The sequence below is a fragment of the Saccharopolyspora galaxeae genome, assembly GCF_016526145.1.
Taxonomy (GTDB): domain Bacteria; phylum Actinomycetota; class Actinomycetes; order Mycobacteriales; family Pseudonocardiaceae; genus Saccharopolyspora_C; species Saccharopolyspora_C galaxeae.
In genome coordinates this window covers 611,774-635,349 of sequence record NZ_JADDUE010000001.1, presented here as the reverse complement: position 1 = coordinate 635,349, position 23,576 = coordinate 611,774, and the positions used below count along the sequence as shown (strand labels likewise).

The 23,576-nt window shown below is 70.8% G+C and carries 25 protein-coding genes and 1 pseudogene; 9 read left to right on the top strand and 17 right to left on the bottom strand.

Translation table 11 applies throughout. From position 1 onward, the window contains the following. Window positions 1-33 precede the first annotated feature (33 nt). Complete coding sequence (locus INP57_RS02865) at window positions 34-930, top strand: CPBP family intramembrane glutamic endopeptidase (protein ID WP_200068393.1); 897 nt, start codon at window positions 34-36, stop codon at window positions 928-930. A gap of 229 nt (window positions 931-1,159) precedes the next feature. Here the strand turns inward: INP57_RS02865 and INP57_RS30180 are convergent, their stop codons facing one another. Then, complete coding sequence (locus INP57_RS30180) at window positions 1,160-1,552, bottom strand: cold-shock protein (RefSeq protein WP_200068704.1); 393 nt, start codon at window positions 1,550-1,552, stop codon at window positions 1,160-1,162. A 293-nt stretch (window positions 1,553-1,845) separates the two neighbouring features. Here INP57_RS30180 and INP57_RS02855 point away from each other — a divergent pair, with 293 nt between their 5' ends. Next, a complete protein-coding gene (locus INP57_RS02855) occupies window positions 1,846-2,049 on the top strand; it encodes a hypothetical protein (RefSeq protein ID WP_200068392.1) in 204 nt (67 codons plus the stop codon). Window positions 2,050-2,052: 3 nt separating this feature from the next. Here INP57_RS02855 and INP57_RS02850 read toward each other — a convergent pair whose 3' ends face one another. After that, window positions 2,053-2,655: an HAD family hydrolase gene (locus INP57_RS02850; RefSeq protein ID WP_200068391.1), complete on the bottom strand. Its 603-nt coding sequence runs from the start codon at window positions 2,653-2,655 to the stop codon at window positions 2,053-2,055. A gap of 131 nt (window positions 2,656-2,786) precedes the next feature. On the opposite strand from INP57_RS02850, the gene INP57_RS02845 reads away from it, so the two are divergent. Then, complete coding sequence (locus INP57_RS02845) at window positions 2,787-3,749, top strand: R2-like ligand-binding oxidase (protein ID WP_200068390.1); 963 nt, start codon at window positions 2,787-2,789, stop codon at window positions 3,747-3,749. Between the two features lie 54 nt (window positions 3,750-3,803). Here INP57_RS02845 and INP57_RS02840 read toward each other — a convergent pair whose 3' ends face one another. Then, window positions 3,804-5,453, bottom strand: a complete 1,650-nt coding sequence (locus INP57_RS02840; RefSeq protein WP_200068389.1) for an AMP-binding protein — start codon at window positions 5,451-5,453, stop codon at window positions 3,804-3,806. Between the two features lie 212 nt (window positions 5,454-5,665). On the opposite strand from INP57_RS02840, the gene INP57_RS02835 reads away from it, so the two are divergent. Both INP57_RS02835 and INP57_RS02830 read left to right on the top strand, forming a co-directional pair. Then, complete coding sequence (locus tag INP57_RS02835; protein WP_200068388.1) at window positions 5,666-6,439, top strand: PhzF family phenazine biosynthesis protein; 774 nt, start codon at window positions 5,666-5,668, stop codon at window positions 6,437-6,439. A gap of 92 nt (window positions 6,440-6,531) precedes the next feature. Further along, window positions 6,532-6,930, top strand: a complete 399-nt coding sequence (locus INP57_RS02830; protein ID WP_200068387.1) for a YccF domain-containing protein — start codon at window positions 6,532-6,534, stop codon at window positions 6,928-6,930. 105 nt (window positions 6,931-7,035) lie between these two features. On the opposite strand, the gene INP57_RS02825 is transcribed toward INP57_RS02830, so the two are convergent. The 6 genes and pseudogenes from INP57_RS02825 to INP57_RS02805 form a co-directional block, all read right to left on the bottom strand. Further along, the gene (locus tag INP57_RS02825; RefSeq protein WP_200068703.1) at window positions 7,036-7,800 is read right to left on the bottom strand and encodes an HAD-IIA family hydrolase; all 765 of its coding nucleotides are present in this window, start codon (window positions 7,798-7,800) and stop codon (window positions 7,036-7,038) included. Between the two features lie 26 nt (window positions 7,801-7,826). Then, a complete protein-coding gene (locus INP57_RS30625; RefSeq protein ID WP_445326510.1) occupies window positions 7,827-8,078 on the bottom strand; it encodes a TOBE domain-containing protein in 252 nt (83 codons plus the stop codon). 363 nt (window positions 8,079-8,441) lie between these two features. Beyond that, window positions 8,442-8,864 (bottom strand): annotated as a pseudogene (locus INP57_RS30620) (ATP-binding cassette domain-containing protein); the annotation flags it as partial. 56 nt (window positions 8,865-8,920) lie between these two features. Then, the gene (locus INP57_RS02815) at window positions 8,921-9,691 is read right to left on the bottom strand and encodes an ABC transporter permease (RefSeq protein WP_200068385.1); all 771 of its coding nucleotides are present in this window, start codon (window positions 9,689-9,691) and stop codon (window positions 8,921-8,923) included. A 29-nt stretch (window positions 9,692-9,720) separates the two neighbouring features. Further along, window positions 9,721-10,494 carry a molybdate ABC transporter substrate-binding protein gene (gene modA, locus INP57_RS02810; protein ID WP_307849868.1) on the bottom strand — a complete coding sequence of 258 codons (774 nt, stop codon included), beginning with the start codon at window positions 10,492-10,494 and terminating at the stop codon, window positions 9,721-9,723. A gap of 2 nt (window positions 10,495-10,496) precedes the next feature. Next, window positions 10,497-10,895 carry a TOBE domain-containing protein gene (locus INP57_RS02805; protein WP_200068384.1) on the bottom strand — a complete coding sequence of 133 codons (399 nt, stop codon included), beginning with the start codon at window positions 10,893-10,895 and terminating at the stop codon, window positions 10,497-10,499. Between the two features lie 161 nt (window positions 10,896-11,056). Here INP57_RS02805 and moaA point away from each other — a divergent pair, with 161 nt between their 5' ends. The 3 genes from moaA (at window position 11,057) to INP57_RS02790 (ending at window position 13,856) form a co-directional block, all read left to right on the top strand. After that, window positions 11,057-12,115: a GTP 3',8-cyclase MoaA gene (gene moaA, locus INP57_RS02800; protein WP_200068383.1), complete on the top strand. Its 1,059-nt coding sequence runs from the start codon at window positions 11,057-11,059 to the stop codon at window positions 12,113-12,115. Between the two features lie 56 nt (window positions 12,116-12,171). Continuing rightward, on the top strand, window positions 12,172-12,426 hold the full coding sequence (locus INP57_RS02795; RefSeq protein WP_307849867.1) for a MoaD/ThiS family protein: 255 nt from the start codon (window positions 12,172-12,174) through the stop codon (window positions 12,424-12,426). Window positions 12,427-13,214: 788 nt separating this feature from the next. Then, the gene (locus INP57_RS02790) at window positions 13,215-13,856 is read left to right on the top strand and encodes a LysM peptidoglycan-binding domain-containing protein (protein ID WP_200068382.1); all 642 of its coding nucleotides are present in this window, start codon (window positions 13,215-13,217) and stop codon (window positions 13,854-13,856) included. A gap of 145 nt (window positions 13,857-14,001) precedes the next feature. Here INP57_RS02790 and INP57_RS02785 read toward each other — a convergent pair whose 3' ends face one another. The 4 genes from INP57_RS02785 to INP57_RS02770 form a co-directional block, all read right to left on the bottom strand. Beyond that, window positions 14,002-14,949: a molybdenum cofactor biosynthesis protein MoaE gene (locus tag INP57_RS02785; protein WP_200068381.1), complete on the bottom strand. Its 948-nt coding sequence runs from the start codon at window positions 14,947-14,949 to the stop codon at window positions 14,002-14,004. Between the two features lie 273 nt (window positions 14,950-15,222). Beyond that, the gene (moaC, locus tag INP57_RS02780) at window positions 15,223-15,702 is read right to left on the bottom strand and encodes a cyclic pyranopterin monophosphate synthase MoaC (protein WP_200068380.1); all 480 of its coding nucleotides are present in this window, start codon (window positions 15,700-15,702) and stop codon (window positions 15,223-15,225) included. A 191-nt stretch (window positions 15,703-15,893) separates the two neighbouring features. Further along, entirely contained in the window at window positions 15,894-17,348 is a 1,455-nt protein-coding gene (locus INP57_RS02775) for an NAD-dependent malic enzyme (RefSeq protein WP_200068379.1), read from the bottom strand. A 281-nt stretch (window positions 17,349-17,629) separates the two neighbouring features. Beyond that, on the bottom strand, window positions 17,630-17,806 hold the full coding sequence (locus INP57_RS02770; protein ID WP_200068378.1) for a hypothetical protein: 177 nt from the start codon (window positions 17,804-17,806) through the stop codon (window positions 17,630-17,632). Window positions 17,807-17,985: 179 nt separating this feature from the next. On the opposite strand from INP57_RS02770, the gene INP57_RS02765 reads away from it, so the two are divergent. Next, a complete protein-coding gene (locus INP57_RS02765) occupies window positions 17,986-20,247 on the top strand; it encodes a helicase-associated domain-containing protein (protein ID WP_200068377.1) in 2,262 nt (753 codons plus the stop codon). Window positions 20,248-20,416: 169 nt separating this feature from the next. On the opposite strand, the gene INP57_RS02760 is transcribed toward INP57_RS02765, so the two are convergent. The 4 genes from INP57_RS02760 to INP57_RS02745 all read right to left on the bottom strand — a co-directional run bounded on the left by INP57_RS02760 (window position 20,417) and on the right by INP57_RS02745 (window position 23,558). Beyond that, on the bottom strand, window positions 20,417-21,403 hold the full coding sequence (locus INP57_RS02760) for a methyltransferase (RefSeq protein ID WP_233626605.1): 987 nt from the start codon (window positions 21,401-21,403) through the stop codon (window positions 20,417-20,419). Between the two features lie 275 nt (window positions 21,404-21,678). After that, window positions 21,679-22,314 (bottom strand): GTP-binding protein, encoded by a 636-nt coding sequence (locus INP57_RS02755; RefSeq protein ID WP_200068375.1) that lies wholly within the window; start codon window positions 22,312-22,314, stop codon window positions 21,679-21,681. After that, window positions 22,295-23,110, bottom strand: coding sequence for a DUF742 domain-containing protein (locus INP57_RS02750; RefSeq protein WP_200068374.1), 816 nt, complete (start codon window positions 23,108-23,110; stop codon window positions 22,295-22,297). The genes INP57_RS02755 and INP57_RS02750 overlap by 20 nt, the downstream gene beginning before the upstream one ends. 40 nt (window positions 23,111-23,150) lie before the next feature. After that, window positions 23,151-23,558, bottom strand: a complete 408-nt coding sequence (locus tag INP57_RS02745; RefSeq protein ID WP_200068700.1) for a roadblock/LC7 domain-containing protein — start codon at window positions 23,556-23,558, stop codon at window positions 23,151-23,153. Window positions 23,559-23,576: the final 18 nt, after the last annotated feature.

Sequence of the window (23,576 nt, the reverse complement as noted above, 5' to 3'; positions counted from 1 at the left end):
AGGAGAATCGACCTACAGTGTATGTTTCTCCACATGATCACCAACGAGCACACGCAACAGCTCCCCGCCGACACCGACAAGCACGCGCAACAGCTCCCCGCGGACACCGTCGACCTGGCCCGCACGAGGACCCTCCCGCCCCGCGGACTCGCCGCGTTCTTCCTGATCGCGTTCGGCTTCTCCTGGAGCCTCTGGTACGCGAGCACCCTGATCTCCGGCGTGAACCCGATGGTCTTCGTCCTCACCGGCAGCTTCGGCCCAGCGCTCGCGTCAGTGGCCGTCACCGCCGCGACGCAGGGCAAGGCCGGAGTGGGCGCCCTGTTCCGGCGGTACTCGCCACGCCGACGACGCTGGTTCCTGCCCTACCTGCTCGCGCTGGCTCCGGGCGTGTTCATCGCGGCGTCCGGGCTGATCCCGCTGCTGCTCCGCGGCGAGCAGATCAACGAAGCCGCATTGCACGCCGCGCTGCTGAGCGCGCCCGCGACCTTCCTGTTCATCGCACTGGCCGGCGGTGGCAACGAGGAACTCGGCTGGCGCGGTTTCGCCCTCCCCCGGCTGCAGTCCGCGCTCCCGCCGTTCGCCTCGAACGTCGTGCTCGGCATCATCTGGGCCGTGTGGCACGCCCCGCTGTGGGAGATCCAGGCAACCTCGCAGGCCGGCACGTCCATGCCGATCTACGTCCTGCTCGTGGTCACCTTCTGCGTCGCCTTCGGCAACATCTACAACTTCTCGCGGGGCGGCCTGCTCACCGTGGTCATCGCCCACGCCGGCGTCAACACCGCCTCCGGACTCAAGGTCGCGGCATTCGGCTCGGAAGGCATGGGCGACGCGGTGATCGCGATGACCGTCCTGTGCCTGATCATGCTGGCCGTCACCAAGGGACGGCTGGGAATGCCCCGCCGGAAGGTTTCCGCGCTGCAGGAGTCCTGATCCGGCAGGTCCCGGCAACCGAGCCCGCACCGGCCGACCACGGCAGCCGCATCCCACGACGGCGGAACCCACGCCGCGATTCCGGAGCCGGCACCGCCAGTCCACGAGAACCAGCAGGCCCACCCGGCCGAACGTCCCGGGTGGGCCTGCTTGCGCTCACGTTCAGCCGTCGAAGGTTGAGCGCTCGGTGACCTCGCGCGAGAAACCCGCTATGCGTTCCGTTGCAGCACTAAGCGCCCGGGTCCAGTTCACGAGCGACGGCGCGCACGACCTTGCCGATCTGCTTGGCTTCCTTGCGGTCCGGGTAGCGGCCGCGGCGCAGGTCCGGCAGCACCTTCGACTCCAGCAGCTTGATCATGTCGTCGACCATGCCGTGCAGTTCGTCCGCGGGGCGGCGGCGCGCCTCGACCACCGACGGCGGCGGGTCCAGCAGCTGCACCCGCAGTGCCTGCGGGCCACGGCGCCCCTGCGCCATGTCGAAGTCCACCCGCTGACCGGACTTCAAGGTCTCGACACCCTCCGGCAGCGCCGAAGAACGGACGTAGACGTCCTCCCCGCCGTCCTGGGTCACGAAGCCGAAGCCCTTGTCCGCGTCGAACCACTTGACCCTGCCGGTCGGCACTGTCCTCACCGTTCCCTGTCGCTGCCCGGCCCGCACTCCTCCGCGAACCGGGCGGGCCGGAAGCGAGCGGGTCTGTCTGCTCGTCACTGCACGTCGCCCGGGTTCCAACCGCGGGCGGTACCGGCCCCGGCACGACGAACGCGCCCCGGTTTCGCCGTGGAGATGCTGGTGCAACAGCAAGGCGTGCCCGGGACGCGCCAGTTTAAGGGTACCTGTCCGAAACAAGACGGCTCCGGGTCTTTCACCTTGCGGTCACCGGCAGGTCGCCGGGTGCGGCGGCATACGCTGGCGGCATGAGTGCTTCGACGTCCCGGCCGGTCGTTCTTCCCGTCGCGGTGGGTTTGTTCGCGCTGGGCGTACTGGCGGTGCTGGTGGTGTTCGGGCTCTACGCGACCGGCCGCACGGACCTGCCGCTGTGGCTGAACCTGGCGACGCTGCTGGCTCCGGCCGGGTTGATCGTCGGCGTCCTCGGCGCGGTGCTGCGCGCCCGGCGTTGACCCCTACGCGGCTTCGGCCAGCACCCGCGGGAATTCGGTGAGGTCGCCGAGCACGACGTCCGCGCCCGCTTCGGCCAGGGCCGCCGCGTCGTAGGGGCCGGTGGCGACGCCGACCGCGACGGCTCCGGCGGTTTTCGCGCCGACGATGTCGCCGAGGTGGTCGCCGACGTAGATCCCGGCCCGCTCCGCGAGCAGCGCCTCGCCCTTGGCCGCGGCGAAGACCTCGCCTGCGAGCCGGTCGACGGACCAGTCCAGCGCTTTCAGGTGCAACGCCGCGTTCGGCTCGTACTTCCCGGTGATCACCAGCGTGCGCCCGCCGCGTGCGCGCACGGCCCGCAGCGCTTCGTCCGCGCCGGGCATCGCGCGGGTCGCGGGGACGACGAGGTCCGGATACAGCTCCCGGAACCGGTGCACCAGCCGCTGCACCAGTGGCTCGTCGAAGCCGTAGCCGCGCAGCACGTCCGGCAGCGGCGGGCCGAGGTTCGCGGCGAAGTGCTCGCCGTCCAGCGCTACGCCGAACTCCGCGCGGAGCCGGTCGAACACGTCGATCATCCCGGGTCGCGGGTCGATCAGGGTCAGGTCGAGGTCGAAGCCGACGGTGGTCACGAACGCAGGCTACGCAAGCGAGCGACCGGCTCGGCGCGGAACCGATCGAGCTTGACGCGAAACCGTTTAGTACCGAAAATCGCCCCTGTAATGTGACTCACACATTTCCCCGTGCGAGCTGGAGCAGGCCGATGACGACCACCACGAACGACAGCAAGCACCGCGACGACTTCCACTCCCTGCGGCCGGGCGGCCTGAATTGGGATTCGCTGCCGCTGCGGCTGTTCACCAAGGGCAACGCGAAGTTCTGGAACCCCGCCGAGCTGGACTTCGAGCAGGACGCGCGGGACATGGCCGGGCTCACCGACGAGGAGCGGCGCAGCGTCGCCGGGCTGTGCGCCGAGTTCATCGCGGGCGAGGAAGCCGTCACGCAGGACCTGCAGCCGTTCCTTTCCGCGATGGCCGCCGAAGGCCGGTTCGGCGACGAGATGTACCTGACCCAGTTCATGTACGAGGAAGCCAAGCACACCCAGGCGTTCCGGCTGTGGATGGACGCCGTGGGCCTGACCGAGAACCTCAACGAGTACGTCGAGGACAACCCCGGCTACCGCACGATCTTCTACGAGGTGCTGCCGAGCGTGCTGCACACGCTCGACGCCGACCCGAGCCCGCGCAACCAGATCCGCGCCTCGGTCACCTACAACCACGTCGTGGAGGGCTCGCTGGCGCTGACCGGCTACTACGCCTGGAACAAGATCTGCCGCAGCCGCGGGCTGTTCCCCGGGATGCAGCAGCTGATCGGGCACATCGGCGACGACGAGCGCAGGCACATGGCGTGGGGCACCTTCACCTGCCGCAGGCACGTCGCCGCCGACGAGCGCAACTGGGACGCCGTCGAGGAGATGATGCAGGAGCTGCTGCCGCACGCGATGACGCTGATCGAGTGGCAGCCCGCGGACGCGCCGGAGGTGCGGCCGTTCGAGCTCAAGACCGAGGAGCTCAGCGCCTACGCATCGGACCGCGCCGGTCGGCGGCTCGGGGCGATCTCCTCGGCCCGCGGGGTGTCGCTGGCGAAGATCGACGTGGACGCCTCGCCGGAGCAGCTGGAGGAGCAGTTCGGCGCCGAGGACGCCGCCGAACTCGCCGCCACCTGAGCGGTTTCCCGCGGACCGAACGGATCGCCCGGCCCATTGGGACGAGCGGTCCGTTCACTCGGCCGGCGCGGGCAGGTCCAGCAGGGTCTTGGCCTGCTCGCGCATCTCGACCTTGCGGACCTTGCCGGTGACGGTCATCGGGAAGTCGTCCACGACGTGCACGTAGCGCGGGATCTTGTAGTGCGCGAGCTTGCCGCTGCAGAACTCCCGCAGCGCCTCGGCGGTCAGCTCCGCCGCGCCGTCGCGCAGCCGCACCCACACCATCAGCTCTTCCCCGTACCGCTGGTCCGGAACGCCGATGACCTGCGCGTCCAGGATGTCCGGGTGGGTGTAGAGGAATTCCTCGATCTCCCGCGGGTACACGTTCTCACCGCCGCGGATGACCATGTCCTTGATCCGCCCGGTGATGCTGACGTATCCGGCCTCGTCCATCACGGCCAGATCGCCGGTGTGCATCCAGCGCGCCCGGTCGATCACTTCGGCGGTCTTGTCGGGCTGCTCCCAGTAGCCGAGCATCACCGAGTAGCCGCGGGTGCACAGCTCGCCCGGCTCGCCGCGCGGCACGGTCAGCCCGGTGACCGGGTCGACGATCTTGACCTCGAGGTGCGGGCCGACGCGGCCGACGGTGGAGACCCGGCGGTCCAGCGAGTCGTCCGCGCGGGTCTGGACGCTGACCGGGCTGGTTTCGGTCATGCCGTAGCAGATGGCCACCTCCGCCATCCCCATCCGCTCGATGACCTGCTTCATCACCTCCGCGGGGCAGGGCGAGCCTGCCATGATCCCGGTGCGCAGCGAACCGAGGTCGAAGCTCGCGAAGTCCGGGTGGTCCAGCTCGGCGATGAACATCGTCGGCACCCCGTACAGCGAGGTGCAGCGCTCCGCGGCGACCGCGGACAGGGTGGTGCCGGGATCGAAGCCCTCCGCCGGAATGATCATCGCCGAGCCGTGGCTGGTGCAGGCCAGGTTGCCCATCACCATCCCGAAGCAGTGGTAGAACGGCGGCACGATCGCGACCCGGTCGGCCTCGGTGTAGCCGCACAGCTCACCGACGAAGTAGCCGTTGTTCAGGATGTTGTGGTGCGACAGCGTCGCGCCCTTCGGGAACCCGGTGGTCCCGGAGGTGTACTGGATGTTGATCGGGTCGTCCGCGCTGAGCCCGGCCTGCGCGGCGGCGAGTCCGCCCGGGTCGGCCGCCCGCCCGCGCTCGAACAGCCCGTCCCAGGTGGCGTCGCCGAACAGCACGACCTGTTCGAGCGCCGGGCACTTCGGGCGGGCCTCGGCGATCATCGCTGCGTAGTCGGAGCTTTTGAACCGCTGCGCGGAGACCAGCATCCGGATCCCGGCCTGGTCGAGCACGAACTCCAGCTCGTGCAGCCGGTACGCGGGGTTGATGTTGACCAGGACCGCCCCGATCTTGGCGGTGGCGTACTGGGTCAGCGTCCACTCCGCGCGGTTCGGCGACCAGATGCCGACCCGGTCGCCCTTGCCGATCCCGGCATCCAGCAGGCCGCGGGCCAGCGCGTCCACGTCGGCAACGAGCTCCCGGTAGGTCCAGCGGCGGCCCCGCTCGTACTCGACCAGCGCATCGCGGTCCGGGAAGCGGGCGGCGATCCGGTCCAGGTTCGCGCCGATCGTCTCGCCGAGCAGCGGGACGTCCGAAATCCCGGAGTCGTAGCTGATCGCGGCATGTCCGGCGGTGTCCACAGTGACCTCCCCAACGCTGGGCGTGACGCAAGGCACTCATGATTACGTCTGTCTCGCAAAAAATCGAGGGCCGGAGTGTCCTCGGTGGACTGCGGCCTCCGCGCGGGACCGATTCAGCGCCGGGTCCGGCTGCTGCACGGGGCGGGAGTCGCTGCGATGGCGGCGGAAAATGATCGCGACCGCGGCGGGGCAGGCGTTCTACGCTCACCCGCGTGCGCATAGCTGTTGTGGATTCCTTCACCGAGACACCGTTCAGCGGCAATCCGGCAGGCGTGGTGCTGCTGGACGCACCCGCTCCGGACGCCTGGATGCAGTCCGTCGCCGCGGAGATGAAGCACGCCGAGACCGCGTTCGTCGTGCTCGACGGCACCGAACCGAAACCGCTGCGCTGGTTCACCCCCGCCACCGAGGTCGACCTGTGCGGGCACGCGACGCTCGCCAGTGCCCACGTGCTCGGCGGGACCCAGCGGTTCAGCACCCGCAGCGGGGAGCTGACCTGCACCGACGAGGGTGGCGGCTGGATCGGGATGGACTTCCCCGCGAACCCGGCCGACCGGGCCGAGCCGCCCGATGGGCTGATCGCCGCGCTCCCCGGCGTCACGGTCACCGAGACCGCGCCGAGCCGCTCCGACCTGCTCGTGCGGTTGGCGACCGCCGGTGAGGTGCGGGACGTCGCGCCTGACCTGGCCGCGGTGGCGCAGCTGCCGTTCCGCGCCGTCGTGGTCACCGCGCCCGGTGATCGACCGGGGGTGGACTTCGTCAGCCGCTTCTTCGCGCCCGGCGCGGGCATCCCGGAAGATCCCGTGACCGGCTCGGCGCACTGCCTGCTGGCGCCCTACTGGGCAGCCGAGCTGGGACGCGACGGCGAGCTGGTGGGCGAGCAGGCGTCGCCGCGCGGCGGATTCGTGCGGGCGACGCCACGCGGCGACCGGGTGGCGCTGCGCGGGCGGGCGGTCACCGTGCTGGAAGGCGACCTCCGGGTCTGACTCCCCGGCCCGGTGCCTCGGGGTCGCCCTCCGGGACGACTCGGGGTCACCGCCGGAAGCCCGGCCGCAGCACGCCTGACACGATGGTGATCATGCGCTTGTTGCTGAACGTGGTCTGGTTGATCTTCGGCGGGCTCTGGATGTCGCTCGGCTACCTGCTCGCCGGGCTGATCCTGTGCATCACGATCATCGGGATCCCGTTCGCCATCGCGTCGGTCCGGATGGCCAACTACGCGTTGCTGCCGTTCGGCCGCAGGCTCGTGGACGAACCGGGCGCGGGCGCGATGTCCGGGCTCGGCAACGTGCTCTGGCTGGTGCTGGCCGGTTGGTGGCTCGCGCTCGGGCACTTGCTCACCGGCGTCGCGCTGTGCGTCACGATCATCGGCATCCCGCTGGGCGTCGGGCACTTCAAGCTCATCCCGGTTTCGCTGCTGCCGATGGGCAAGCAGATCGTCGACTCCGACGACCCGCGCGCCCTCCCGGGCCGCTGACCCCGGTCGCACCAGGAGTGAGGGACCTGTTCGCGAACGGCCCCCCACTCCGGACCGATAGGCCGGTGGACGGGTCCACCACCGGCGAATCGGCCGCGGCCGGGCTCAGATGGCGAACGGGTTGCTGGTGTTCCCGACCAGGTCGGCGACCGAGCCGATCACCTTCGTCGGGCGGTACGGGAACAGCTCCGCGGTGCTTTCGCCGGAGATGCCCGACAGCACCAGGATCGTCTGCAAGCCCGACTCCAGACCGGAGCGCACGTCGGTGTCCATCCGGTCGCCGATCATCAGCGTGTTCTCGGAGTGCGCGCCCAACGCCCGCAGCGCCGAGCGCATCATCAGCGGGTTCGGCTTGCCGACGTAGTACGGCCCGCGCCCGGTCACCCGCTCGATCAGCGCGGCCACCGCACCGGTCGCGGGCAGCGTGCCCTCCCGGCTCGGCCCCTTCTCGTCCGGGTTCGTCGCGATGAACCGCGAACCGCCCTCGACCAGCCGGATCGCCTTGGTGATCGCTTCGAAGCTGTAGGTGCGGGTCTCCCCGAGGATCACGTAGTCGGGGTCCCGGTCGGTGAGCACGTAGCCGATGTTGTGCAGGGCCGTGGTCAGCCCCGATTCACCGACGACGAACGCGGAACCGCCGGGCCGCTGCTGCTCCAGGAACTGCGCGGTGGCCAGCGCGGAGGTCCAGATCGCCGACTCCGGCACGTCCAGCCCGCTGCGCAGCAGCCGCGCCCGCAGGTCCCGCGGGGTGTAGATCGAGTTGTTCGTGAACACCAGGAACGGCAGTCCCTGCTCGCGCAGCTCGGCTAGGAACCGGTCCGCTCCGGGCACCATGTGCTCCTCGTGCACGAGCACGCCGTCCATGTCCATCAAGTACGTCCAGGGCGCTACCTCAGTCACGGGACCGATGATCCATCGGAAAGGGGGTGGATGGCTACTTCGGTGGCCTTGACCACGAAGAAAACCTGGTCTTCGAGCGCGAGCCCCAGATCGGCAACGGCCGCCGGAGTCACGTCGGCGGCCAGCGCCACCCGCCCTGCGGTGCGGGTTTCGGCGCGCAGCCGCACCACGTCCCCGCGCGGTTCGAGGCCGGTGAGGCGCACCGGCACGGCGTTGCGCGGGCTGGCGTGCGGGCGTTCGCGGTGCACCGCCACGGCCGCCGGAGCGAACACCGCCGCCGCGGACTCCCCGGCAGCGACCGCCTCGGCTTCCCGACCGGTCACCGCGATCTCGTCGAAGGTGAGCCCGCCGTCCGCACCCGGCCCGGTGAGCAGGTTCAACCCGGCGATGCGGGCGGTGAACGACGCCCGCGGCCGGGCGAGCACGTCGCGCGTCGGGCCCTGCTCGATGATCCGCCCGTCCACCAGCACCGCGACCCGGTCGGCGAGCACCACCGCGTCCAGCACGTCGTGCGTGACCAGCACGGTCGGCTGCTGCTGCGCGCGCAGCACGCGGTGCAGCAGGCCGCGGATCGCCGGTGCCGCGTCCACGTCCAGGGCGGCGAGCGGCTCGTCGAGCAGCAGCAGCTCGGGCGCGGCCGCCAGCGCGCGGGCGAGCGCGACCCGCTGGGCCTGGCCGCCGGAGAGCTGGGCGGGTTTGCGGTCGGCGAGCTCGGCGGCGTCCACCTCGGCCAGCCAGTGCCGCGCGGTCTGCCGGGCGGCCGCCTTGCGGTCGCCCGCGGCACGCGGTCCGAACGCGACGTTCTCCAGCGCGGTCAGGTTCGGGAACAGCAGCGCGTTCTGCGCGAGCAGCCCGACGCCCCGGCGGTGCGTGGGCACGTGGATCTGGCGCTCGGCGTCGCACCACACCTGCTGCTGCAGCTGCACCCGCCCGCGGTCCGGATCGAGCAGCCCGGACAGCACCGACAGCAGCGTCGACTTGCCCGCCCCGTTCGGTCCGAGCACCGCGAGCACCTCGCCCGGCGGCACGTCCAGTTCCGCGTGCAGCGCGAACTCGGCGCGGTGGAACTCGATCTCGGCGTGCAGCCCGCTCACCCGCGTCCCTCCACGGCTTTCGTGCCCGCCAGGCCGATCACCAGCAGCGCCAGCACCACCAGCAGCAGCGACATCGCCACCGCGGCGTCCACATCGGACTGCGCGGTGGTGTAGATGGCCAGCGGCAGGGTTCGGGTGGTGCCCTGCAGGCTGCCCGCGAACGTGATCGTCGCGCCGAACTCGCCCAGCGCGCGGGCGAACGTGAGCACCACGCTGGAGCCCAGCGCGGGCAGCAGCAGCGGCACCGTGACCCGCCGGAAGGTCAGCCACGGTCCGGCGCCGAGCGTGGCCGCGACCTGCTCGTACCGGGCATCGGCCGAGCGCAGCGCGCCTTCCAGCCCGACCACCAGGAACGGCATCGCCACGAACGTCTGCGCCAGCACCACGGCGGCCGTGGTGTAGGGCAACCGCAGCCCCGCCAGATCGAGCAGGCCGCCGACCGGACCGGTCCGCCCGAGCAGGTACAGCAGCGCCAGCCCGCCCACGACCGGCGGCAGCACCAGCGGCAGCAGCACCACGGCACGCAGCACCCGCAGCCCGCGCAGCCGGGCGCGCGCCAGCACGACCGCGAGCGGCCCGCCCAGCACCAGCGACAACGCGGTCGCGACGAACGAGGTGCGCACCGACAGGTTCAACGCGTCCAGCGCGGCCGGACTGCTCAGCAGCGCGGGCAACCGGGCCGCGTCGACGCGGGTCAGCAGCCCGAGCACGGGCAGGACGATCAGGGCCAGCGCGAGCACCGCGGGCAGCCACAGGACTCCCGGCACGGCCACAGCCCGCAACGGACGTCGTGCCCTCAAGGAGTCCCGAACCCGTGCTGCCCGAGCACTTCCGCACCGGCCGGGCCGCGCACGAACTCCAGGAACTTCGCGGCCAGCTCCGGTTCCGCGGCGCCCTTGACCGGCACGATCGGATAGTCGTTGATCGCCGCGTCGGCCGCGGGGAACTCGACCGAGTCGACCTGCCCGGCCGCGGCCTTCGCGTCCGAGACGTACACCAGCCCGGCGTCCGCCTCACCCGCGGTGACCTTGCGCAGCACCGACTTCACGTCGTTCTCCTCGCTGGCCGCGCGCACCTGCACGCCGGCGGCCCGCTCCGCGGTCTGCGCCGCCGCCCCGCACGGGACCTGCGGCGCGCACTGCACCACGTCCCGGCCGGGCGCGTTCAGGTCGGCCAGCGAACGGATGTTGCCCGGGTTCCCCTTCGGCACCGCGATGGTCAGCTTGTTCGTGGCGAAGGTCTGCGGCTCGCCCGCGGCGACTCCGGCGCTGGTCGCCTTGGTCATGTTCTTGGTGTCCGCGGAGGCGAACAGGTCGGCCTGCCGCCCCTGCTTGAGCTGTTCGGCCAACGTGGACGAACCGGCGTAGTCGAACTGCACGCGCACCCCGGGGTTCTCGGCGCTGAACCGCTGCCCGAGCTGGTCGAACGACTCGGTCAGCGAAGCCGCCGCGAGCACCGTCACCGTCCGCTCGCCCTGCGGCTGCTCCTGCCCCGCCGCCGAACACCCCGCCAGCAGCGCCAATCCGGTCAGCCCGGCGACGCCCCTGCCGACGATCTTGCCCTTGCCCACGATCAGCCTCCCGGTGTCTCCACCACGACGGTGGTCGACTTGACCACCGCCACCGCCAGCACTCCCGGTTGCAGCCCCAGCTCCTGCACGGCTTCGGTGCTCATCAGCGACACCACCCGGTGCGGGCCGCACTGCAGCTCCACCTGGGACATCACCCGGTCCGAGACGATTTCGGTGACCAGCCCGACGAGCCGGTTGCGCGCCGAGCGGCCCACACCCGAGGGATCCGGCACGGATCGGGCCTGCGCACGCGCGAACTCGGCGAGTTCCGCGCCGTCCACGACGAGCCTGCCCGCGTCGTCCCGCTGCGCGGCCAGCTGGCGCGCGTCGACCCAGCGGCGGACGGTGTCATCGCTGACCCCGAGCAGGCCGGCGGCCTCCGATATCCGGTAGTGCGGCACAGTCGGGCAGAATACTTCCGCAGTTGCGGCTGAAACAGTGCCATTTCCCACGCAACCGCGGAATCGCTCCGCTCCCGCGGATGTCTGCGCAGTTCACCGCCGGTGCAAGCATGATCGGCAGAAGCTCGAAATACCGCTGCGTGCGGGGTTAGGGTCGAACTGTGAACGCAGTGGACCTGGGAATCCCGGCGGTGCGCGCCGAGACCGACAGCTCGGCGCGCCCGGACACCCCGGCGCTGATCGACCGCTTCGGGCGGGTGGCCACCGACCTGCGGGTGTCGCTGATCGACAAGTGCAACCTGCGCTGCACCTACTGCATGCCCGCCGAAGGCCTGCCCTGGATGAAGCGCCAGGAAATGCTCGACACCGACGAGATGATCCGGGTGATCTCGCTAGCGGTGCGCGAACTGGGCATCACCAACGTGCGGTTCACCGGCGGGGAACCGCTGCTGCGCCAGGACCTCGTCGACGTCATCGCCGCCACCAGCGCACTTCCCGGGAACCCGAAGACCTCGCTGACCACCAACGGCATCAACCTCGGCCGCTACGCCGACGCGCTGGTCGATGCGGGCCTGGACCGGGTCAACGTCTCGCTGGACACGCTGCGCCCGGACACCTTCCGCGAGCTGACCCGCCGGGACCGCTTCGACGACGTGCTGGCCGGGCTGGCCGCGGCCAAGTCCACCGGGCTGGAACCGGTCAAGGTCAACGCGGTGCTGCTGCGCGGGCAGAACGACGACGAAGCGGGCGACCTGCTGCGGTTCTGCCTGGAGCAGGGCTACCAGCTGCGGTTCATCGAGCAGATGCCGCTGGACCCGCAACACGGCTGGGACCGCGCGCAGATGGTCACCGCGGACGAGATCCTGGAGCAGCTCGCCGCCGAATTCAGCCTGACCCCGCACGCGGCCGAGCGCGGCTCGGCACCCGCCGAGCGCTGGCTGGTCGACGGCGGGCCCGGCACGGTCGGCGTGATCGGCTCGGTGACCCGGCCGTTCTGCGCGGCCTGCGACCGCACCCGGCTCACCGCGGACGGGCAATTGCGGTCCTGCCTTTTCTCCACCACGGAAACCGACCTGCGCGGGCCGCTGCGGTCCGGCGCGGACGACGCGGAACTGGCCCGGCTGTGGCGGGACACGATGTGGGCGAAGGCGGCCGGACACGGGATGGACTCCTCCGGTTTCGCCCAGCCGTCCCGGCCGATGAGCGCGATCGGGGGTTGAGCGCTGTGCCGACGCGATCCACGGAGCAACCCGAACGCCGAGCGGTGGCGGTGCGCGTGCGCTATTTCGCAGGCGCGCGGGAGGCCGCCGGTGTGGCCGAAGAGACGGTGCAGGTGGCGCCGGCTCTCCCGAACGGCGCGGTGCTGGCTTCGGACGTGGTGGATGCCGTGCTGAGCTCGCACGGCAGGCGGCTGGCCCAGGTGGTCGCCGCGTGCAGCTTCCTGCTCAACGGCGTCGCGGTGCGGGACCGCGGGGCCGAGGTCGCCGAGGGCGATGAGCTGGACGTGCTGCCGCCGTTCGCGGGCGGCTGAACCGCCGCCCCCGCCGCGGCGTGCGCGGCTACTCCAAGGTTCGCCGCTACTCCTTATTTATCCGCCCGCGCAGGCGTGCGTGCGCGAATACAACATGGCCCCGCGTGTCTGACACGCTCTAACGAGTGATGTTGCGGTGTGCGATCGAGCGGCCCCGCTGCGCCTCTGCACGTCGGCTCCGGACGGCCCTCGGCCGACCCGTGCTGCGACTTGATGGAGCTCGCCGATCTTCCCTGATTTGATCACACCACCGAGCAACCGCTGCTACTTTGCGTAATCTAGGTTGATCACTGCGTGATCGCGTCGCGAGCCGGATCCACGCGCGCCAGGACCGTGATCGAGGCGCCCGGGGAAGGTTGCGAGTCGTCGACGGGCAGGTTTCCCGCCCGCTAAAGGGGTGAGCCACGCCTCACTGACGGTGATCGATATCGGGCCGGAAACGGGACGATAACGGCCCCCTGATCAGCGAAAATGATCGGGATCGACAGGCCCCGAACGCTCGTTACTGTGACGACCGTCACGTGAACTCTGATTTCCGCTTCGTCCAACAGTTACGTAGTGTCGCTCCCCGGTCGGCCCCGAACCGATCAGCAAGGACCCGGAAGTCCGCAGCGCCGAACCCTGTCCGGCGGGCTTCCAACCCCCGAAACCGAACACACCGGACAGGGGCGGGAAAGCACCACGGGCGCCCCGAACGCCCACGAGTGCGGATGCTCCCCGAGCCGGGACGGGCTGCCAGCAGCCCGAACCCGACATGGCTCAACTCGCAGGCGCGGCAGGAGAGGGACATGGCTCGCAACGCAGGTAAGCACCGGAAACCTTCGACCTCCAGCGTCACCCGCAACGCCGCCCGGATCGCCGTCGCAGGCGCCGTGGTCGCAGCCCCGATCGCGATCGCAGCGCCCGCCAACGCGGCCGACTGGGACAAGCTCGCGCAGTGCGAGAGCAGCGGGAACTGGAGCGCCAACACCGGCAACGGGTTCTCCGGTGGTCTGCAGTTCACTCCGTCGACCTGGAAGGCCTACGGCGGTTCGCAGTACGCCTCGAACGCCAAGGACGCCAGCCGCGAAGAGCAGATCCAGGTGGCCGAGAAGGTCCTGCAGGCGCAGGGCCCCGGCGCCTGGCCGGGCTGCACTTCCAAGACCAGCTGGACCAGCGGCAGCACCAGTGGCAGCTCGAGCAAGGCCAGCAGCTCCTCGGACGACAGCTCCTCGAAGAGCAGCAAGAAGTCCGAGAGCAGCTCCTCGAAGAGCAGCAAGAAGTCCGCGGTGAAGTCCGGCGGCTCGGACTACACCGTGCAGACCGGGGACACCCTGGGCAAGATCGCCAAGCAGTACGGCGTGAACTACCAGGACATCTTCGAGCGCAACGGCAACGTGCTGCAGGACCCGAACATGATCTTCCCGGGTCAGCAGCTCGACATCAAGTGATCACCCGCCGGGCCCGGCCCGGCGATCCGGAGCAGGTCGGCCGGCTCCGCTCCCCCGTGCGGACCGGCAGGCCCCTCCACTCGGGACCCTGCCGCCATCCCCCAGCGGCAGGGTCCCGTTTCGTTCCCGCACCAACTGAAAAGAATCAGGGGCAGTTGACCCATTCCTCGGCGCCGTCGTGGAACACCTGGCGCTTCCAGATCGGCAGCCGGCGCTTGACCTCGTCGACCAGTTCGGCGCACACCTCGAACGCCTCCTTGCGGTGGTCTGCGGAGACCGCGCAGGCCAGCGCGACGTCCCCGATGCCGAGCCTGCCGACGCGGTGCGCCACGGCCAGCGCGCGAACGCCCGCGCGGCCCGCGGCCAGTTCGTCGGCGACCTCGCGGATCACGTCGTTGGCAGTGGGGTGGCCGACGTATTCGAGTTCGCTGACGCCGCGGCCGCCGTCGTGGTCGCGCACCACACCGCTGAACGTCACGACAGCGCCTGCGGCTCGGTGCTCGACCCGCGCGGCCAGGTCTTCGACGTTCAGCGGCTCCGCGGTCACCTCGGCCTGCAGCACGTCGGTGGGCACGATCTCCGGCTCGTGGTGATGTGCGTGCGCTTCCGGCGCCTGGACGTGATCGCCGCCGTGCAGCTGGTCCACCGCGTGCTCGAGCACCCCGTCGAGCACGCCGAGCCCGTCCGCGACTCCGCCGCGCGAGCCCGGCAGGTTCACGATCAAGGTCCGTCCGCTCACCCCGGCCAGGCCGCGGGAGAGCACCGCGGTCGGCACCTGCGGAAGCCCCGCCGCGCGGATCGCGTCCGCCAGGCCCGGGACCGGGTGGTCCAGCACCTCCGCGGTGACCTCGGGAGTGCGGTCGTTCGGGTTGATACCGGTGCCGCCGGTCGTGAGCACCACCGCGACCTCGTCGGCGACCGCGCCGCGCAGCGCGTTGCCGACCGGCTCGCCGTCCGGCACTACCAGCGGCTCGGGCACCTCGTAGCCGCGGGCGCGCAGCCATTCGACGATCACCGGGCCGGTGCGGTCCTCGTACACCCCGGCGGCGGCGCGGTTCGAGGCGGCCACGACGCGGGCGGTGCGGGCAGGCATCTGCGGGTCTCCTTGCGACGGGGAGGTCGGCGGTGGTTCCAGCCTACGAGCGCGGCGGCGCTGCGGTTCGCGAGCCGTGCTGATTCCCGGTGTCCATCTCGACGGCGAAGTCTTCGCCACCGGCCGCGGGCGGCGTCGCCGCGATCCGGCCGTGCGGCCGGTTGCCGTCGTGGCGTGCGGCGGAACCCCGGTCGTGCGGCGCGGCCCGTTTTCCGCCCCGCCGCCGGTAGTGCGGCCCGTTTTCCGATCGTGCGGCCCGGTTGCCGGGACGCGTCAGTCCTCGCGGGTCCACGTCCCGGTCTTGCCGCCTTCCTTGCGCTGCACGCACACGCCGTCCAAGACCGCCGCGGGATCCACCGCCTTGATCATGTCGTGCAGCGCCAGGCCCGCGCCGGTCACGGCGGTCAGCGCTTCCATCTCCACACCGGTGCGGTCGGTGGTGCGCACGGTCGCGGTGATCCGCACTTCCGCGTCGGCGGGCTCGAGCTGGACCTCGACGCCGGACAACGCGATGGGATGGCACAGCGGCACGAGGTCCGGGGTGCGCTTGGCGGCCATGATCCCCGCGATGCGGGCGGTGGCCAGCGCGTCGCCCTTCGGCAGGCCATCGCTGCGCACCAGCGCGACGACTTCCTCGGTGGTGCGCACGACGCCGGTGGCCACGGCGGTGCGCGCACTCGCCTGCTTCTCCGAGACGTCGACCATGCGTGCCGCGCCCGACTCGTCGGTGTGCGTGAGTTCGTTGTGCCCCATGCCCGCACCTTAGAGCGCGGCGCCGAACGAGCGACGGCTGCCGGGATGCCGCGGCAATGGCCGACACGCCCGCACATCACTCGCTCCGACCAACAACGACGTGAGCGAACGGACCGTTCGACCAATCTAGCCGGGCGAACAGGCCGTTCACTTACCGGCGGACACGGGCTTGGGCGGGCGTGTCGGGCGGGTCAGTAGTCGAAGTCCTCGGCCATGGACCAGGGCAGGGAGGTGCCGCCGGGGGAAGGCGGCTCGGAGCGGCCGGCGATCACGGCCTTGCGGACGGCCTCCGCCACGGCGGGAGCCACGTTGGAGTCGAACACGCTGGGCACGATGAACGAAGCGTTCACCCGCTCCTCCCCGTCGACGACGTCGGCGATCGCGTTCGACGCCGCGATCATCATGTCGTCGGTGATCTCGTGCGCGTGCGCGTCCAGCAGCCCGCGGAAGAACCCGGGGAAGGCCAGCACGTTGTTGATCTGGTTCGGGTAGTCGCTGCGGCCGGTGGCCACCACCGCCGCGTGCTTGCGCGCTTCCAGCGGGTCGATCTCCGGATCCGGGTTGGCCAGCGCGAACACGATCGAATCGGAGTTCATCGCGGCCACGTCGGACTCGCCGAGCAGGTTCGGCGCGGACACCCCGATGAACACGTCCGCGTCGGGCATCGCGTCCGAGAGCGTGCCGGTGCGACCGTCGGCGTTGGTGCTCGCGGCGATCGATCGCAGGTTGGGGTCGGTGTCGCCGCGCCCGCTGTGCACGATGCCGTCGATGTCCGCCGCGATGATGTCGCGCGGCTTCTTGTGCTGCAGCAACCGGATGATCGCCGAACCGGCGGCGCCCACTCCGCAGACCACGATGCGGCAGTCCTCGATGTTCTTGCCGACGACTCGCAGCGCGTTGCGCAGCGCGCCGAGCACCACGATCGCGGTGCCGTGCTGGTCGTCGTGGAACACCGGGATGTCCAGCTTCTCGCGCAGCCGGGCCTCGATCTCGAAGCACCGGGGTGCGGCGATGTCCTCCAGGTTGATGCCGCCGTAGACCGGGGCGAGCAGTTCGATCGTGCGGATCAGCTCCTCGGTGTCCTGGGTGTCCAGGCACACCGGCCAGGCGTTCACGCCGGAGAACTTCTTGAACAGCGCGGCCTTGCCCTCCATCACCGGAAGCGCCGCAGCCGGGCCGATGTTGCCCAACCCCAGCACCGCGGAACCGTCGGTGACCACGGCGACCGAGTTGCGCTTGACGGTCAGCCTGCGGGCGTCCTCCGGGTTCGCCGCGATGGCGGTGCACACCCGCGCGACACCGGGCGTGTAGGCGCGCGAGAGGTCATCGCGGTTGGCCAACGCGACCCGGGAGTTCACCTCGATCTTCCCGCCGAGGTGCACCAGGAAGGTCCGGTCGGAGATCTTGCGCACCTGCACGCCGGGCAGTTCGCCGAGCCGGTCGGTGATGTCGTTGGCGTGATCGGCCGACAGCGCGTTGCAGGTGATGTCCACGACGATGCGGTCGGCGTGCGACTCGACCACGTCGAAGGCGGTGAGCACCCCGCCTGCCCGGCCGATGGCGGTGGTGAGGTCACCGGCGGCGCTGGCCGACGGCGGCGCCTCCACCCGGACCGTGATCGAGTACCCCGGACCTGGAACCGGCATGGTCACACCCCTGTTACGCGAGAAGCTTCGAGCCCTTGCACAGAACTCGCCGGAGGGCAAGCCCTGCGTGCCGCCAAAGCGGTCGGGCTTCACCCTACAAAGAAAATCTCCAGAACTTTCCGCTTTGTGACCAACGACCAACACCTTTTCCGCCGGAACCCCCTTGCCTCCGGATGGAATCGGGACGAACGGGATCCGCGCGCGATGCGGACGGGGACAGGGTGCGACACGAAAACGGGCCGCGCCCGTGCAGGGCGCGGCCCGGAGGCTCCGGCGAGGGCCTACTTGTTGATCTCGGTGACCGGGTGCTCGTACGGGACGGTCTCCTCGTCCAGCGGGAACGTGGTGCCGCCGAACGGGGACAACGCGCCCTGCTTGTCGGCGACCAGCTCGCTGACCGCGTGCGGATCCTGCGGCCACGCGGGGTCGATGCGGTCCTTCTTCGCCTTGCCTGCCACGGTCACCCTCCGCGCTGTGTCGTCTTGCCGGGGTCGTCTTGCCGGGGTCTGCTGGCCAGGTCATCCGGCCTGCCCATGCAAGTCTGCCCGACCGGGCCGCCCGAACGAACCCCACCCCGCACGCGTCACACCGGACGAACCGCGTGGGCACGCGCATCCGGCTCGGTATCGTGGCCGGGATGGCTGCACTCGCGGACTCGCTGCGCGCACGCGACGACGAGGAACTGGTCGCGCTGCTGCGCGCCCGGCCGGACCTGGCCACTCCCCCGCCCGCGGACACGTCGGTGCTGGCGACGCGGGCCGGCGTGCGCTCTTCGGTGGCGCGGGCGTGCGAGGACCTGGACTCGTTCACGTTGTCCACGCTGGAAGCACTGGTGCTGCTGGACGCGGATGCGGCCCCGGTGCCGCTGGACGCGGTCGCGGAGTTGCTGGGCGCCGAAGTCACTCCGCAGCGGACCCGCCGATCCGTCGCCGACCTGCGGCTGCGCGCGCTGGCCTGGGGCGCGGACGAAGAGCTGTCGGTGGTGCCCGCGGTGCGGGAGTCGTTGCCGACGTTCCCGGCGGGGCTGGGCCGCCCGGCCGAGGACATGACCGAAGCGGCGGCGCAAACCGCGCTGGCCGCACTGGACCAGCAGGAGCGGGACCTGGTCGGCAAGCTCGCGGGCGATCAGCCGGTGGGCAGCACGAAGGACGCGGGCCGCAACTTCACCCTCGCCGATGCCCAGACCCCGGTGCAGCGGCTGCTGGCGAAGGGCCTGCTGCTGCGCCGGGACGCGGCGACCGTGGAGCTGCCCCGCCAGCTCGCCTTCGCGGTGCGCGGTGCGCACCCGATGGGCGCGGTCGAGCCGGAGGAGCCGCTGCTCGACCTCGCCGACCTCGGCCAATCCACTGTGGACTCCACGGCGGCCGGTGAGGTGCTGGAACTGCTGCGGCACTTGGAATCGCTGCTGCACCTGTGGAGCGAGGAACCGCCCGACGTACTGCGTTCCGGCGGTGTCGGCGTCCGCGAGATCCGCCGCGCCGCCAAGGTCCTGGAGGTCGACGAGTCGCGGGTTTCGCTGCTGGTCGAGCTGGCGGTGGCGGCGAACCTGATCGCGTCCTCGGAAGGCAACGAGCCGCAGTGGATGCTCACCTACGGCGCGGACACCTGGCTGGCCGCCGGCCCGGAGCAACGCTGGGCTCCGCTGGCCCGCACCTGGCTGGACATGCCGCGGCTGCCCGGCCTGATCGGCGCCCGCGACGAGAAGGACCGGCTGCTCGGCCCGCTTTCCGAGGACCTGCGCAGGCCGCTGGCGCCGCGCGACCGGATGCGGATCCTGAGCCTGCTGGACGAACTCCCCGGCGGCCACGGCGTGCGCAAACCCGACGACGCCGCCGCGGTGCTGGCCTGGCGGGCTCCCCGCCGCGGCGGGCGGATGCGCGACGACCTGGTGCGCTGGACGTTGTCCGAGGCGACCGCGCTGGGCGTCGTCGCGCTCGGTGCGCTGTCCACCGCGGGCCGCGCCGCGCTGTTCGGCGACACCTCGCAAGCCGCGAAGCTGCTCGGCGAAGCGCTGCCGGAACCGCTGGACCACGTGCTCGTGCAGGCCGACCTGACCGTGGTGGCGCCGGGGCGGCTGGAGCCGGATCTGGCCGCGGACATGGAACTCGTCGCCGACGTGGAATCCGCGGGCAGCGCCACCGTCTACCGCGTCAGCGACAGCAGCGTGCGCCGCGCCCTTGATTCCGGCCGTACCGCCGACGAGCTGCACGCCCTGTTCCGCGACCGCTCCCGCACTCCGTTGCCGCAGTCGTTGACGTACTTGATCGACGACGTGGCCCGCAGGCACGGCAGGCTCCGCGCAGGAACCGCATCGGCCTTCCTGCGCTGCGACGATTCCGTGCTGCTCGAGGAAGTGCTGGCGCATCCGAGCATCGGTGAGCTGGAGCTGCGCCGCATCGCCCCGACCGTGCTGGTGAGCCCGCTGCCGCTGGCGGAAGTGGTGGACGCGCTGCGTTCCGCCGGGTTCGCTCCCGCCGCCGAAGGCCCGGACGGCCAAGTCCTGGACCTGCGTTCCGAGGGCCATCGCGTGCGCGGCCGCGGCAGGACCACTCCCGCGCCGTCCGCGGGCCCGTCGGCACCGGACGACGAGCAGCTGACCGAACTCGTCGCGCAACTGCGCTCCGGCGACCGCGCGGGCACCGCCCGGCGCGGCAGCGCGATGCACCCGGAGCGCGGCAGGCCGAGCGCGGAGGCCACGCTGCAACTCCTGCGCGACGCGGCGGTCCAGGACCGCAGCGTGTGGCTCGGTTTCGTCAGCTCCAACGGCGTGGCCAGCCAGGTGGTGGTGCAGCCGGTCAGCGTCGGCGGCGGAGTCCTGCAAGGCGTCGACCGCGGCACCGGCGAACCCGGCCGCTACCCGCTGCACCGGATCACTTCGGTGGCCGTGGTGGAGGAATGAGCCGGTGGTTCGCCAGGCGATGCCGGTGAGGCGATGGGTCCAGGCCCGGTTCTTGCTCGATCACAGGCGCCGGCGCGCTTCGAGCAGGGCTCACGAGCGGTAGCGCGATGAGCGAACGGACCGTTCGATGCTCCTACGTTGGGCAAATCCAGTGGGACCAACGGTCCGTTCACTCCGAGGCATCGGGCGCTGGTGCGACTCCGAACTCGAGTGCCGTTCGTCCTTCGGCCACTGGGGCCCGGTTGCGCAGCACGAGTCCGCAGCCGGCGGCGAGTTCGGCCAGCTCGGTGATCGTTCGTTCGCGGCCGCCGAAGCACATCAGCATGAACAGGTTCATCGCGGTGTCGACTCCGCGGTCGGGCACCCGCTCGATCACCACCACGGTGCCGCCGGGTGCGGCGGCCCGCCGGCACCCGGCCAGGATCTTGCGGGCGTGCTCGTCGTCCCAGTCGTGCAGGACGTCGGACAGCAGGTAGGCGTCGGCGCTCGCGGGCAGCGGGTCGAAGAAGCTGCCGGAGACGGCGCCCGCTCGGTCATCGAGCCCGGCCGCAGCGAACCTCGCGGCAGCAGCGGCTGCGGTCGGCGGCAGCTCCAGGACCTGCCCGCGCAAGCCGGGATGAGCTCGCAGGACGGCCGCGAGCACGACCCCGTTGCCGCCACCGACGTCGAGCACCTCGTCGAAACGGGTCCAGTCGAAGTGTTCGGCGATCTGCGCGGGCTGCACCTGGAACCGCCAATTCATCTGGGCGTCGAACGAGCGCCGCAGCTGCGGATGCGCGTCGAGATCCGTCCAGAAATCGCGCCCGTACCGGCTCTGGTAGGCCGGAGCACCGGTGGTGACCGTCCCGAGCAGTTCGACGAAGGCGAGGTCGGCACGGCCGCCCGAGGTGTTGATGTCGAGCAACGGCTTGACCCCGTCCGCCGTCTCGCCGCTCATCCCGGCACCGAGGTCCGTGGGCCGGAAACGGCCGGACTCCGCGTCGAAATCGAATACGCCGATCGCGACCAGGTGGTCGAGCAACCGGCACAGCGCAGGCTCGGAGGTCCCGGTCTCGGCGGCCAGTCGTTCCGCCGTCGCTCCCGCGCCGCCCGCCCGTTCCACCAGGCTCAGCGTCGCCGCCACCCGTATCGCCATCGGAGTGGCCAGATCGGCCATGGCACGAATCGAAGGTGCTGCCGCCCGTTGATCCATTGCCGGAGGTTATCCGCACGAACCGGAACGCCTGGCCCGATTGCTGCGCACCAGGACCAGATGGACGAGTGCCCGGAGATGTAGAACGCGGTCAGCTCGCCCCAGCGAATGGAATGATCCCGTCCGATTCCGCACCGGCGCGGCCGTCGGCGGCCTCGAGCTAGGAAAGCTTCTGCACGTACAGGAAGAATCGCTCGCTCGTGCCGAAGTACCGCACCGTACGGGCGACGGGAAACCGGTCAGCTGTTGGTCTGCGAGGACGCCGACGACTGCGCGGGCTCCGCCAGGCGGCGGCGCATGGCGTGCTGGACCAGCGTGATCAAGGCGTGCTTGGTGGACTCCCGGTTGCGGGCGTCGCAGGAGATCATCGGCACCGACTTGTCGATCGTCAGCGCCTCGCGCACGTCCTCCATCTCGTGGTGCAACACCCCGTCGAAGGTGTTCACCGCGATGATGTACGGCAGCTGCCGGTCGTCGAAGAAGTCGATCGACGCGAAAGCGTCCGCCAGCCGCCTGGTGTCGACCAGCACGATCGCGCCGATCGCGCCGCGCACCAGGTCGTCCCACATGAACCAGAACCGGTGCTGGCCGGGCGTGCCGAACAGGTACAGGATCAAGTCCTCGTCCAGCGAAACGCGACCGAAGTCCATCGCCACCGTGGTGGTGACCTTGCCCGGCGTCGCGGTCAGGTCGTCGACCCCCACGCTCGCCTCGGTCATCACCGCCTCGGTGGTCAGCGGCATGATCTCGGACACCGAGCCCACGAAGGTCGTCTTGCCGACCCCGAAGCCACCCGCGACGACGATCTTGGTCGAGGTCTTGCCGCTGCTTTGGTTGTTCACGATCGCCCGAGGATCAGAGCTTTCGTAGCCCACTGAGCACCCTCTCCAAGAATTCCATCGACGGACGGTCACCCACGACCAAACCGCTGTCGTGAATCAAGACCAGGCCGAGACCGGCCATGTCACCGATCAACACCCGCACCACACCCAACGGAAGCCGCAGGTGGGCCGAGACCTCGGCGACCGAGCGCGCCTCCAGGCACAGCCCGCAGATCGAGCGGTGCTCCGGCGTGGCCGGATTGGCCTGCGATCGGCCCCGGTCGCTGGTGGAGACCAACGTCTCGATAGCAAGATCATAATCGGTGCGCGTGCGGCCCCGCGTCCGGGCATAGGGTCGCACGAGCGAGCCGGTGTCCTGCATTTCCCCGTGGTCCGGCGCTCCGTTCGGCATCGCGGGCAGCGAACCCGACGACACCGACGGCAACGACTGCGACACCGGCGGCAACGACTGCGACAACGACGGCATCGAGCCCGACGGCGGCCCGCCGTCACCCCAGTTCTGCGGATCCGGGCGCTGCCTGCCGTCCCGGGAATGCGCGCCCTGGGCGTGCGGCATGTCGAACGAGGGCCCGTGCCCGGACGTGCCGGGCACCGAACCGGAAACCGAAGGCATCGACGAGGACGACGCTCCCGAACCGAACAGGTCGGCTCCCGGCCCGCCGAACAACGCGCGCCCGTAATCCGAACCGCCGGTCGTGCCCGGCCAGTTGTCCGGCTGCCCGCCGCGCGGATCGTCCACGAAGTCGTCCTGCCAGGAGTCGGCACCGCCACGCCGGTGGTAGTTGCGGAACAGGTCGCCGTCCCAGTTCGGATCGGCCCCGGAGGTCATGCCGAGTCCCCCTCGATCAACGCCGGTTCCCAGGCGAAGCTCATCGCCTGCTCATGCCCTGCAGCTGCGCTCGCAGTTCCGGGGTGAGCTGCTTGCCGACGCGCTCCACCAGCAAGGTCATCTCGTAGGCGACCAGTCCGATGTCCGCGTTCGGCGCGGCCAGCACGGCCAGGCAGGAGCCGTCGCTGATCGACATCAGGAACAGGTAGCCCTGCTCCATCTCCACCACGGTCTGCGTGACGTCACCGGCCTCGAAGCAGCGCGCCGCGCCCTGCGTCAGGCTGACCAGACCGGACGCGACCGCGGACAGCTGCTCGGCGCGATCCCGCGGCAGGCCCTGCGAACCGGCCAGCAGCAGGCCGTCCGCGGAGACCACCACGGAGTGCGCGACGCCGGGTACCCGGCGCACGAAATCGGTGATCAGCCAACTGAAGCTGTTCTGGCTCATGGGTTGCTGCACGGACCC